Origin of the sequence: Jiangella mangrovi (assembly GCF_014204975.1) — a bacterium.
Taxonomy (GTDB): Bacteria; Actinomycetota; Actinomycetes; order Jiangellales; family Jiangellaceae; genus Jiangella; species Jiangella mangrovi.
In genome coordinates this window covers 117,020-129,258 of record NZ_JACHMM010000001.1, presented here as the reverse complement: position 1 = coordinate 129,258, position 12,239 = coordinate 117,020, and the positions used below count along the sequence as shown (strand labels likewise).

Here is a 12,239-nt window from a genome sequence, read left to right as displayed (position 1 = left end):
TCCGCCGAAGTTGATCTTGGAGTTTTCGCCGGATTCAACGGACATTTCGGCACGCAACTGCGCGGTTTCTCCAAGATCAACGTGGGTGGGCCCAAGGGCGGGGCGAGGCGGTCATTCCGGACCTGTGGGATCGCGGGTGAATTGCGCGGGGGAGGACTCGTACGCTGGACACCGTGCGGATCCTCGTCGTCGACGCGTTCACCGATCGTCCCTTCGGCGGCAACCCCGCGGGAGTCTGTCTGCTGGACCGCCCGGTCACCGACGAGTGGATGCAGGCCGTCGCGGCTGAGATGAAGCATTCCGAGACGGCGTTCGTCGAGCCGGTCGAGGGCGACGAGGCGGCCCGGGCCACGCCGTCGGTCGACTACCGGCTGCGCTGGTTCACGCCGGCGGTCGAGGTCGACCTGTGCGGGCACGCGACGCTGGCGACGGCGCACGTGCTGTTCGAGCGCGGCGAGGCCGGGCCCATCCGGTTCAGCACCCGCAGCGGCGTGCTCACCGTCCACCGCGACCGCGCCGGCACCGTCACCATGGAGTTCCCGGCGCTGCCGCCCGAGCCCGCCCCGGAGCCGGCCGGCCTGGCCGAGGCGCTGGGCACCGCGATCGTCGCGACGGGGCGCAGCCGGTTCGACGTGCTCGCCGAGGTGGCCGACGAGGCCACCGTCCGCGGCCTCGCCCCGGACCTGGGTGCGCTGGCCGCCGTCGAGGCGCGCGGCATCATCGTGACCGCCCGGGCCGACGACGCCGCGCCGTACGACTTCGTGTCCCGCTACTTCGCCCCGTCCGTCGGCGTGCCCGAGGACCCGGTCACGGGGTCGGCGCACTGCGTGCTCGGGCCGTACTGGGCCAAGGAGCTCGGCCGGTCCGACGGCGCGCCACTGACCGCCGTGCAGCTGTCGGCGCGCGGCGGCACCGTCCGGGTCGCGACCCGCGGCGACACCGTCGAGCTCACCGGGAGCGCCCGCACCGTCCTCGAGGGCGAGCTCCACGCGACCTGAACCTCGATCGACGACGGCGTCAGGCCGGCCTGATGTTGTGGTTGCGCCGGAACACGTTCGCGGGGTCGTAGCGGGTCTTGACGGCGGTCAGCCGCGTGTAGCCCTCGGTGCCGAACCCGGACACCACCCGGCTGTGGCCCTCGTCGCCGATGAAGTTCAGGTAGACGGCGCCGGTGCTCCAGGGCCGGACGGCGGCGCAGACGGCGTGTGCCCAGGCCATGCCGCGCTCGTCGTCGGCGGGGTCGGTCCACAGCCCGAACGGGTGCACCACCCAGGCGGCGTGCCGCCACGGGATCGGGTAGCCGCGCGGGCCGCGGGCGATCGCGCCGCCCATGCTGAACAGCACGTGCTGCGACGCCGACGGCACGATCATGTGCGCGGCCTGCGCGCAGAACGCCTCGACCGCCTCGTCGGGCAGCTCCTCGAGGTGCTCGGCGGACCAGTAGTTGCGGTACCCGGGCGGGTCGTCCATGGCGGCCTGCAGCTCGTCGTACGGCAGCTCGGCCACCATGGCGCCCGCGGGGCCGGCGTCGAACAGTGGCGCCGCCAGCGAGCGCAGCGACGCCTCGTCGCCGGCGTGCACCAGCACGACCGCCAGCGCCAGCCGGCCGACCAGCTCGTCGGGCACGAAGTCCTCGCCCTCGGGGCCGGTGAGGTAGATCGCGCCGCCGCCGAGCGTGTCCGGACCGGCCTGGACCACGTCGCGGAAGAGCCGGACGATCTCGGGCCCGCGCTCGGGCGCCCACAGCAGGAACCCGAGCGTGGACCGCTCGAGCGGGTGCAGCCGCAGCGTCATCGAGGTGACGACGCCGAAGTTGCCGCCGCCGCCGTGCAGTGCCCAGAACAGGTCCGGGTGGCTGTCCTCGGCGGCCCGCACGATCTCGCCGTCGGCCGTCACCACCTCGGCCTCGACCAGGTTGTCGCAGGCCAGCCCGAACAGCCGGTCCAGCCAGCCGGTCCCGCCGCCGAGCACGAACCCGCCGACGCCGGTGGTCGAGACCCGGCCGCCCGTGGTGGCCAGGCCGTGCGGCCGGCAGGCGCGGTCGAGGTCGGCCATGGTGGCCCCGCCGCCGACGGTGACCGTGCGGGCCTCGGGGTCCACACTGACGGCGTTCATCCGGCGCAGGTCGACCACCAGCCCGCCGTCGGTGAGCGCCTGCCCGGAGACGCTGTGCCCGCCGCCGCGCACCGCCAGCTCGAGGCCGTGCTCGCGGGCGAACGCCACGGCCAGGGCCACGTCGGCCCGGCGGGCGCACTGCACGATGACGGCCGGGCGGCGGTCGATCATGGCGTTGAAGATGGTCCGGGCGTCGTCGTAGCCCGGGGAGTCCGGAGTCAGCAGCTCACCTGCCAGCAGCGAGCGCAGACTGCCCAGGGTCGCGTCGTCGCGTAGATCCGTCATCGCTCTGCCCCCCAACAACGGATGACTGGGATGGAACGTACGCCCGCCGCGGGCGCGTGACAATGGGTGATCGAATGACAATCCGTTCAGCCCGACCGCCGAGAGGACCAGAACCCTGAGCAGCGCGCCGCACCAGCAGCTCCCCGCCGTGCAGAAGCTCCGCGTCCGCTTCGCCAAGCGCGGCCGGCTCCGGTTCACCAGCCACCGCGACTTCCAGCGCGCGTTCGAGCGGGCGCTGCGCCGCGCCGACGTGCCCATGGCCTGGTCACAGGGGTTCACGCCGCATCCGCGGGTCTCCTACGCCGGCGCCGCGCCCACCGGGGCGGCCAGCGAGGCCGAGTACCTCGAGCTCGCGGTCACCCGGGTCTGCGACCCCGCCGAGGTGCGGGCCGCCCTCGACGCCGCGCTGCCGCCGGGGCTCGACGTCGTCGAGGTGGTGGAAGCCGCCCCCGGGGCGCTGGCCGACCGGCTGCAGGCGTCGAGCTGGGCGGTCGAGCTGCCCGGCGCCCTGCCGGCGCAGGTCGAGGCGGCGGCCGCGACGTTCCTGGCCGCGGCATCGGTGCCGGTGGAACGGCTGACGAAGAACGGCGTGCGCAAGCTCGACCCGCGGGCCGCCGTGCTGCGGCTCGAGGTCGACGCGGCGGCCGACCCCGTCACGCTGCGGGCGGTGGTCCGGCACCAGTCGCCCACGGTGCGGCCCGACGAGGTGCTGGCCGGCCTGCGCCTGGTCGCCGACTTCAACCCGCCGGAGCCGCCGCGCCCGACCCGCCTCGCGCAGGGGGTGTGGGACGAGGCCACGGGCGAGATGTCCGATCCGCTGGCCGACGCGCCCGAGAGGCGTGACGCGTGACATTCCTCCACGTGATCTAGGGCACACCGTAAGGCGGGCGTGCTGACCTGCGGCGATGGAGTTCGGTCAGGATCGATGTGACGGGTTGCGGGTGGCCGTGGTCACGGTTTTCAGACGGACATGTGCGATACTCGGAACTGGTCGAGCGGTACACGCCGTTCGGTCCGACGACGTCCTCGCCGACGTCCCGCGCGTGGTCGACTCGGCGCCACCGCCTCACCGGATCGGTGAGCGGCAGGCGACGGCGATCCCCGCGGAGATGCTCGGCACGGTGGGCCCGCCACAGCGGCCCAGCCGCGAGGCGCCCCGGCACGGGTGCGCCGCCGCGGCGGGCGCTGCGCACGGCCTGACGACGCACAGGTCCGGTGGACGTCGCCGATCACAGGCTTTCCACCTGTGGCGGCCGTCTCCCGGGCGCTCCAGGTGGCCCGATGTATTGCCCCCAGCGAGTGGGCTGCAGCGCGCCGGCCACGGCGCGGCGCCCCGCCCGCCGGGCCGACAGGAGTGCACCACATGCAGGAAGAGAATCGCGGCACGTCCGGAGACACCAGCTCGTCGGCGCCGGCCGCATCCGGCACCGAGACGACGCAGCCCCGCCGCCGGCGGGCCGCCAGCCGGGCCGCGGGTCCGCCCGCCGCCGAGCCCACGCTCCACGACGCCGGCGCCCCGGTCACCGCCGCCGCACCCGTCACCAGCGACGACGCCCCGGTTGCCGACGGCGACGGCTCGCTCGCCGACGGCGTTCCGGCCAAGAAGGCCGCGAAGAAGGCGGCGGCCAAGAAGACCGCGGTGAAGAAGGCCGCCAAGAAGGCTCCCGCCAAGCGGACCGCTCGCAAGGGCGCCACGGCCGAGCTCGCCGAGACCGACGAGACCGCGCCGTCGCTGCTGCCCGCCCAGGGCGCCGACCCCGTCGACACCGTCGCCGCAGCCGAGCCCGTCGTCGCGGTCGAGGCCGCTGCCGAGCCGGCGGTCGCCGAGCCGGTCGCCGTCGAGCCCGCCGAGGCTCCGGCGCCGCGCAAGCGGTCCCGGTCGCGCAAGACCGCACAGCCCGCGCCCGAGCCGCTCCCGGTCGAGCCCGAGGCCGACGCGGACGCCGTCGAGGACCCCACCGAGGACCTGCTCACCGAGACCCCGGCGTTCGCGCCGTCCGGCCTCGAGAGCGCGGCCACCGAGGCCCGCGCCTCCGCCGTCCTGTTCCAGGCCCCGGCGTTCTCGGCCGCCCCGCTGTTCGCCGCGCCCGACCCCGAGGCCGCTCAGCCGGCCCGCGGCCGCCGGCGCGCCAAGCCCGAGCCGGAGCCCGAGCCCGAGGTCGAGGAGGCGGAGGAGGAGCCCACCGTCACCGCCGAGACCGCGGACGTCGACGACGACTCCGACGACGACGGCGATGGCGACGGCACCCGCCGCCGGCGCCGCCGTCGCGGTGGCCGCGGCCGGCGCCGTCGCTCCGACGAGACCGACTCCGCGTCCGACGACGACTCCGACGACGAGCAGGGCCGGAACGAGGACGACGAGCAGGCCGAGGACGGTCACGACGACGCCCAGGGCGACTCCGACGACGACCACGCCGACTCCGACGACGACCAGGGCGGCAGCCGCCGTCGTCGCCGTCGCCGGCGCCGCCGCAACGACGACGGCGACGAGTCCCGTCCGGACGACCCGCCGAACACCGTCGTGCGGGTCCGCGAGTCCCGTGACGTCGAGGACGAGGTCACGTCGGTCAAGGGCTCGACCCGCCTCGAGGCGAAGAAGCAGCGCCGTCGTGAGGGCCGCGAGGCCGGCCGGCGCCGTCCGCCCATCCTGTCCGAGGCCGAGTTCCTGGCCCGCCGCGAGGCCGTCGACCGCGTCATGGCGGTCCGGCAGTCCGGCGACCTCACCCAGATCGCGGTGCTCGAGGACGACGTGCTGGTCGAGCACTACGTCAGCCGCGCCTCGCAGCAGTCGCTCATCGGCAACGTCTACCTCGGCCGCGTGCAGAACGTGCTGCCGGCCATGGAGGCGGCGTTCGTCGACATCGGCCGCGGCCGCAACGCCGTCCTGTACGCCGGCGAGGTCGACTGGACGGGCCTGGGCAAGAACGACGGCCCGAAGCGCATCGAGGACGTCCTCAAGTCCGGCCAGTCGGTCCTGGTGCAGGTCACCAAGGACCCCATCGGCCACAAGGGCGCCCGGCTGACCAGCCAGGTCAGCCTGCCCGGCCGCTACGTCGTGTACGTGCCCGGCGGGTCGATGAACGGCATCAGCCGCAAGCTGCCCGACACTGAGCGCACCCGGCTCAAGAAGATCCTCAAGCAGGTCGTCCCCGAGGACGCCGGCGTCATCGTGCGCACGGCCGCCGAGGGCGCGTCCGAGGAGGAGCTGACCAACGACGTCGGCCGGCTGCAGGCCGAGTGGGAGGCGCTGGAGAAGAAGGCCTCCAGCGGCAACGCCCCGCAGCTGCTGCACGGCGAGCCCGATCTCGCCATCAAGGTCGTCCGCGACCTGTTCAACGAGGACTTCACCAAGCTCGTGGTCTCCGGCGACCGCGCCTGGGACACCATCGAGGAGTACGTCTCGAGCGTCGCCGGGTCGCTGCGCGAGCGGGTCGAGAAGTGGACCGGCCCCGACGACGTCTTCGCCGCGTTCCGCATCGACGAGCAGATCGCCAAGGCCATGGACCGCAAGGTCTGGCTGCCCAGCGGCGGCTCGCTGGTCATCGACCGCACCGAGGCCATGACCGTCGTCGACGTCAACACCGGCAAGTTCACCGGGTCCGGCGGCAACCTCGAGGAGACCGTCACCAAGAACAACCTCGAGGCGGCCGAAGAGATCGTGCGCCAGCTACGGCTGCGCGACATCGGCGGCATTATCGTCATCGACTTCATCGACATGGTGCTCGAGGCCAACCGCGACCTCGTGCTGCGGCGGCTGGTCGAGTGCCTCGGCCGCGACCGCACGAAGCACCAGGTCGCCGAGGTCACGTCGCTGGGCCTGGTCCAGATGACGCGCAAGCGCATCGGCACCGGCCTGCTCGAGGCGTTCAGCGAGCCGTGCCCGCACTGCAAGGGCCGCGGCCTGCTCATCCACGCCCACCCGGTCGAGTCCGGCAACGGCTCGTCGGGCAACGGCTCCTCCGGCTCGGCGGGCTCCTCTGGCTCGTCCGGGTCCGACGAGGGCCGCGGCAGCCGCTCCGAGCGGCGTGGACGACGGCGCAAGGCCGAGCCCGCTCCGGCGGCCGCGGTCGCGCAGCCGGCCGAGGCACTGACGCCGAAGCTCGAGGCGTCGGCCAGCCCCGGCGAGGCGTCTCCGGCCGACCTCATGCCGGTCGGCGCCAACGGCAACGGCCACGGCGAGCACGACGAGCCGGAGACCTCGCAGCAGTCCACCGAGACCGAGGCGACATCGTCGTCAGCCCCGCCTCCGCCGCCACCCCCGCCGCCCGCGCAGACGCTGGTGACGGGCCCGGCCGAGACCGAGGCCGCCGTCACGGGACAGCCCGCCGAGACGACGGAGCCGGCGCGCCCGCGCCGCACCCGCCGTCGCGCTGAGCGGCCCGCCGGCAGCCCCGTCTCCTGAGGGCCGGGCATGATCCGGCTGAACGAGCTCCTGAGTTTGACCCGACCCTGACCAATTCCGTACCCTAGGGCGTCGGCGCTCTTCGCGCCCATACCCGCGTGCCCGCTCAACGGCGTCGGCATGCGCGCCCGAAGCCCGAGTGAGAGAGTGAGTCCGCGGTGTACGCGATCGTCCGCAGCGGCGGTAACCAGAGAAAGGTCTCCGTCGGAGACGTCATCGACGTCGACCGGCTCGACAACGCCGAGGTCGGCGCCACCGTCACGCTGCCGGCGGTCCTGCTCGTCGACGGCGAGACCGTGACCACCGACGCCAGCAAGCTGGCCGGCGTGTCCGTCACGGCCGAGATCGTCGGTGCCACCAAGGGCCCGAAGATCCACATCCTCCGGTACAAGAACAAGACCGGGTACCGGCGGCGCCAGGGGCACCGCCAGAAGTACACCCAGGTCAAGGTCACCGGCATCGAGACGAAGTAGGCAGGTACCTCGAGATGGCTCACAAGAAGGGCGCCTCGTCCAGCAAGAACGGGCGCGACTCCAACGCTCAGCGGCTCGGTGTGAAGCGCTTCGGCGGCCAGCTGGTCAACGCGGGCGAGATCATCGTCCGCCAGCGAGGCACCCACTTCCACCCGGGCGACAACGTCGGCCGCGGCAAGGACGACACCCTGTTCGCCACGTCCTCCGGCGCCGTCGAGTTCGGCGTCAAGCGTGGCCGCAAGGTCGTCAACATCGTCGTGCCGGCGGGGGAGTGACCCCCGCTCCACGCGAGCAACACACCTGAATCATCAGGGCGGGCCGGTCACTTCGACCGGCCCGCCTTTTTCTGTGCCGAGGACAAAGAGAAGAGACATGGCGATTCCGTCGTTCGTGGACCGCGTCGTGCTGCATCTGGCAGCGGGCGACGGGGGGCACGGCTGCGTGTCGGTCCACCGCGAGAAGTTCAAGCCGCTCGGCGGTCCCGACGGCGGCGACGGCGGGCGCGGCGGCGACATCGTCCTCGTCGTCGACCCCAACACCACCACGCTGCTCGACTACCACCGCTCGCCGCACCGCAAGGCGACCGGCGGCGGGCAGGGCGCGGGCAGCAACCGCGACGGCGCCAACGGCGAGGACATCGAGCTGAAGGTCCCCGACGGCACCGTCGTCAGCACGCGCGACGGCGAGGTGCTGGTCGACCTCGTCGGCGCCGGCACCCGTTACGTCGCCGCTCAGGGCGGCAACGGCGGGCTGGGCAACGCCGCGCTGGCCAGCAAGCGCCGCCGGGCGCCGGGTTTCGCGCTGCTCGGCGAGCCGGGCGAGGCCAAGGACGTCATCCTCGAGCTGAAGAGCGTCGCCGACATCGGCCTGGTGGGCTTTCCCAGCGCGGGCAAGTCCAGCCTCATCGCCGCCATCTCCGCGGCCCGGCCGAAGATCGCCGACTACCCGTTCACCACGCTGGTCCCGAACCTCGGCGTCGTCGAGGCCGGCGACGTCCGCTACACCGTCGCCGACGTCCCCGGGCTCATCGAGGGCGCCAGCGAGGGCCGCGGCCTGGGCCACGCGTTCCTGCGCCACGTCGAGCGCTGCAAGGCGCTGCTGCACGTCGTCGACCTCGCGACCATGGAGCCCGGCCGCGACCCGCTCACCGACATCGACCTCATCGAGTCCGAGCTGGAGAAGTACGGCGGCCTCGACAAGCGCCCGCGCATGGTCGCGCTGAACAAGATCGACGTCCCCGAGGCGCGCGAGCTGGCCGAGCTGGTCCGCGCCGACGTCGAGGCCCGCGGCTGGGAGGTCTTCCCGGTCTCGGCCGCCACGCACGAGGGCCTGCGCGAGCTGACCTACGCCATGGGCTCGCTGGTCGCCGCCGCCCGGGCCGCGGCGCCGGCTCCGGAGCCGACCCGCCTGGTGCTGCGCCCTGCCGCCGTCGACGACTCCGGGTTCACCGTCACCGACGAGGGCGAGCGCTATCGCATCCGCGGTCTCAAGCCCGAGCGCTGGATCCGCCAGACCGACTTCACCAACGACGAGGCGGTCGGCTACCTCGCCGACCGGCTGGCCCGCCTCGGCGTCGAGGAGGCCCTCATCGCGGCGGGCGCCAGGGCCGGCGACGAGGTGGTCATCGGCGGCGAGGACGCGGTCGTGTTCGACTGGGAGCCCAGCGTCCACGCCGGTGGCGAGCACCTCGGCCCCCGGGGGACGGACTCCCGGCTGTCATGAACGACGGGGTGAGCGGCGCGGCGGGCGGCGGATCGGCAGGCGCGCGCGGCGCCCTCGCGGCGGCCCCGCGGGTCGTCGTCAAGATCGGCTCGTCGTCGCTCACCACGGCACACGGCGGGCTCGACGAGACCCGGGTCGCCATGCTGGTCGACGCGCTGGCGAAGGCCAAGGCGTCGGGCCGCGAGGTGGTGCTGGTGTCGTCGGGTGCCATCGCGGCCGGCCTGGCTCCGCTGGGCATGGCCAGCCGCCCGCGCGACCTCGCCCGGCAGCAGGCCGCCGCCAGCGTCGGCCAGGGCCTGCTGATGGCCCATTACACCTCGGCGTTCACCGGGCACGGGCTGCAGGTGGGCCAGGTGCTGCTGACGGTCGACGACGTCACCCGCCGCTCGCACTACCGCAACGCCTACCGGACGCTGCACCAGCTGCTGCAGCTCGGCGTCGTGCCGATCGTCAACGAGAACGACACCGTCGCCACCCACGAGATCCGCTTCGGCGACAATGACCGGCTGGCCGCGCTGGTCGCCCAGCTCGTCCACGCCGACCTCCTGGTGCTGCTCTCCGACGTCGACGGCCTGTACGACGGCAACCCGCACCGGCCCGGCGCGACCCGGCTTCGCGACGTGGTCAGCCTCACCGACCTCGACGGCGTCGACATCGGCTCGGCGGGGCGGTCCGGGCTGGGCAGCGGCGGCATGGTCACGAAGGTCGAGGCGGCCTCCATCGCGACCGGGTCCGGGATCGACGTCGTCCTGGCGTCCGCCCCGGAGGTGTCCGCGGTGCTGGCCGGTGACGCCGTCGGCACCTGGTTCCACCGGCGGGCCGGACGGCGCTCCACCCGGCTGCTCTGGCTCGAGCACGCCACCGACGGCAGGGGCGCGCTGACGCTCGACGCCGGTGCGGTGCGCGCGGTCGTTGAGCGCGGGGCGTCGCTGCTCCCGGCCGGCATCACCGGCGTCACCGGCACGTTCACCGCCGGCGACCCCGTCGACCTGCTGGACGAGGCCGGGCGCACGGTCGCCCGCGGCCTGGTCAACTACGACGCCGCCGAACTGCCCGCACTGCTCGGCCGGTCGACGAAGGAGCTCGCCCGCGAGCTCGGACCGGAGTACGAGCGCGAGGTCGTCCACCGCGACGACCTCGTCCTGCTCGGCCGGCCGCGCCGCTGAGGCCGCCACTAGAATGGGCCGGGTGACCACGACCACTGTTGCCGACCTCGGCCGCCGGGCCCGCACGGCCGCCGCCGACCTGGCCGTCCGCACCCGCGCCGAGAAGGACGCCGCGCTGCACGCCATGGCCGACGCGCTGGTGGCGAACGCCGCGGCGATCATCGAGCGCAACGCCGCCGACGTCGAGCGGGCACGCGAGAACGGCACCGCCGACGCCATGATCGACCGCCTGCGCCTCGACGAGTCGCGCATCGCCGGCATGGCGAGCGGGCTGCGGCAGGTCGCCGGCCTGCCCGACCCCGTCGGCGAGGTCGTCCGCGGCTACACGCTGCCCAACGGCCTGCAGGTCACGCAGCGGCGGGTGCCCATGGGCGTCGTCGGCATCATCTACGAGGCCCGCCCCAACGTCACGGCCGACGCCGCCGGGCTGGCGCTGAAGAGCGGCAACGCCGTCCTGCTCAAGGGCTCGTCCAGCGCGGCCGCGTCCAACGAGGCCATCGTCGGCGTGCTGGCCGCGGCGGCCGAGAAGGCCGGGCTGCCGGGCGACGCAGTCCAGCTGGTGCCGGGCGGACACGACCAGGCCAAGGAGCTCATGCGCGCCCGCGGCCTGGTCGACGTCCTCATCCCGCGCGGCGGGGCCGGGCTCATCCGCAGCGTGGTCGAGGAGTCCACCGTCCCCGTCATCGAGACCGGCGTCGGCAACTGCCACGTGTACGTCGACGCCGACGCCGACGTCGCCATGGCGATCGAGATCCTGCTCAACGCCAAGACGCAGCGGCCCAGCGTGTGCAACGCCGCCGAGACGCTGCTGGTGCACGCCGACGTCGCCGCCGCGTTCCTGCCGGCCGCGCTGGCCGCGCTGCGCGACGCCGGGGTCACCGTCCACGGCGACGAGCGCGTCCGGGGCTACGACGACGCCGTCGTGCCGGCCACCGACGACGACTGGGCCGCCGAGTACCTCTCGCTCGACCTCGCCGCCGCCGTCGTCGACACCCTCGACGACGCCGTCGCGCACATCCGGCAGTGGGGGAGCGGTCACACCGAGGCCATCGTCACCGGCTCGCTGGCGGCGTCGCGGCGGTTCGCGGCGACGACGGACTCCGCCGCGGTCATGGTCAACGCCTCCACCCGATTCACCGACGGCGAGCAGCTCGGCTTCGGTGCGGAGATCGGCATCTCGACCCAGAAGCTGCACGCCAGGGGGCCCATGGGGCTGCCGGAGCTCACCACGACGACCTACGTCGTCACCGGTGACGGGCACGTGCGGGGCTGACGATAAGCTTGCCGACCATGGACACCGTCGTGCTGATGGCCGAGGAGGCGCACTCCTCGTCCGAGGGGTTCCCCGCCTGGGGCTGGGGACTCTCCGCGTTCGCCATTCTCGTCGTGCTGCTGCTCATCGTCATGAGCTTCGGCAAGGGGCGTCCGCACGCCTGAACAGGGGACTGGCACGACGGTGTCGTCGGTGAGCAAGCCGAAGCGGCTCGGGGTCATGGGCGGGACGTTCGATCCCATCCACCACGGGCACCTGGTGGCGGCCAGCGAGGTGCAGCACTGGTTCCACCTCGACGAGGTCGTCTTCGTGCCCACGGGCGAGCCCTGGCAGAAGACCGACCGCGAGGTCACGCCGGCCGAGGACCGCTACCTCATGACGGTCATCGCCACGGCGTCGAACCCGGTGTTCTCGGTCAGCCGGGTCGACATCGACCGCGGCGGCCCCACGTACACCGTCGACACCCTTCGTGACCTGCGCGCTCACTACGGCGAGGACACGGAGCTGTTCTTCATCACCGGCGCCGACGCACTGGGACAGATCCTGTCCTGGCGCGACCACGACGAGCTGTTCGAGCTGGCGCACTTCGTCGGCTGTACCCGGCCGGGACACGACCTCTCCGCCACCGGACTGCCCGAGGGCACAGTGACGCTGGTCGAGGTGCCCGCGCTGGCCATCTCGTCGAGCGAGTGCCGGCAGCGGGTCGTCGGCGGCACTCCGATCTGGTACCTCGTGCCCGACGGCATCGTCCAGTACATCAACAAACGCGGCCTCTACGTCGATGCATGAGACGCTGGAAGCCG

At 73.6% G+C, this 12,239-nt stretch carries 10 protein-coding genes and 1 pseudogene; 10 read left to right on the top strand and 1 reads right to left on the bottom strand.

What is annotated here, in order from left to right; translation table 11 throughout:
* Positions 1-173: 173 nt before the first annotated feature.
* A complete protein-coding gene (locus tag HD601_RS00570) occupies positions 174-998 on the top strand; it encodes a PhzF family phenazine biosynthesis isomerase (RefSeq protein WP_184818347.1) in 825 nt (274 codons plus the stop codon).
* 19 nt (positions 999-1,017) lie between these two features.
* Here HD601_RS00570 and HD601_RS00565 read toward each other — a convergent pair whose 3' ends face one another.
* The gene (locus HD601_RS00565; RefSeq protein ID WP_184818345.1) at positions 1,018-2,400 is read right to left on the bottom strand and encodes an FAD-binding oxidoreductase; all 1,383 of its coding nucleotides are present in this window, start codon (positions 2,398-2,400) and stop codon (positions 1,018-1,020) included.
* A gap of 148 nt (positions 2,401-2,548) precedes the next feature.
* On the opposite strand from HD601_RS00565, the gene HD601_RS00560 reads away from it, so the two are divergent.
* From HD601_RS00560 to nadD, 9 genes and pseudogenes are all read left to right on the top strand, one after another.
* The gene (locus HD601_RS00560) at positions 2,549-3,250 is read left to right on the top strand and encodes a TIGR03936 family radical SAM-associated protein (RefSeq protein ID WP_184818343.1); all 702 of its coding nucleotides are present in this window, start codon (positions 2,549-2,551) and stop codon (positions 3,248-3,250) included.
* Positions 3,251-3,763: 513 nt separating this feature from the next.
* Positions 3,764-6,802, top strand: a complete 3,039-nt coding sequence (locus HD601_RS00555) for an Rne/Rng family ribonuclease (RefSeq protein WP_184818341.1) — start codon at positions 3,764-3,766, stop codon at positions 6,800-6,802.
* A 158-nt stretch (positions 6,803-6,960) separates the two neighbouring features.
* The gene (rplU, locus tag HD601_RS00550) at positions 6,961-7,275 is read left to right on the top strand and encodes a 50S ribosomal protein L21 (protein ID WP_116952530.1); all 315 of its coding nucleotides are present in this window, start codon (positions 6,961-6,963) and stop codon (positions 7,273-7,275) included.
* Between the two features lie 14 nt (positions 7,276-7,289).
* The gene (gene rpmA, locus HD601_RS00545) at positions 7,290-7,550 is read left to right on the top strand and encodes a 50S ribosomal protein L27 (RefSeq protein ID WP_184818339.1); all 261 of its coding nucleotides are present in this window, start codon (positions 7,290-7,292) and stop codon (positions 7,548-7,550) included.
* A 103-nt stretch (positions 7,551-7,653) separates the two neighbouring features.
* Entirely contained in the window at positions 7,654-8,997 is a 1,344-nt protein-coding gene (obgE, locus tag HD601_RS00540; RefSeq protein ID WP_184829305.1) for a GTPase ObgE, read from the top strand.
* On the top strand, positions 8,994-10,163 hold the full coding sequence (gene proB, locus HD601_RS00535) for a glutamate 5-kinase (protein WP_184818337.1): 1,170 nt from the start codon (positions 8,994-8,996) through the stop codon (positions 10,161-10,163). The genes obgE and proB overlap by 4 nt, the downstream gene beginning before the upstream one ends.
* Before the next feature lie 10 nt (positions 10,164-10,173).
* Positions 10,174-11,436 (top strand): annotated as a pseudogene (locus tag HD601_RS00530) (glutamate-5-semialdehyde dehydrogenase); the annotation flags it as partial.
* 17 nt (positions 11,437-11,453) lie between these two features.
* Positions 11,454-11,600 carry a hypothetical protein gene (locus HD601_RS00525; protein WP_184818335.1) on the top strand — a complete coding sequence of 49 codons (147 nt, stop codon included), beginning with the start codon at positions 11,454-11,456 and terminating at the stop codon, positions 11,598-11,600.
* Between the two features lie 19 nt (positions 11,601-11,619).
* Positions 11,620-12,225 (top strand): nicotinate-nucleotide adenylyltransferase, encoded by a 606-nt coding sequence (gene nadD / locus HD601_RS00520; RefSeq protein ID WP_184818334.1) that lies wholly within the window; start codon positions 11,620-11,622, stop codon positions 12,223-12,225.
* The last annotated feature ends 14 nt before the right edge of the window (positions 12,226-12,239 follow it).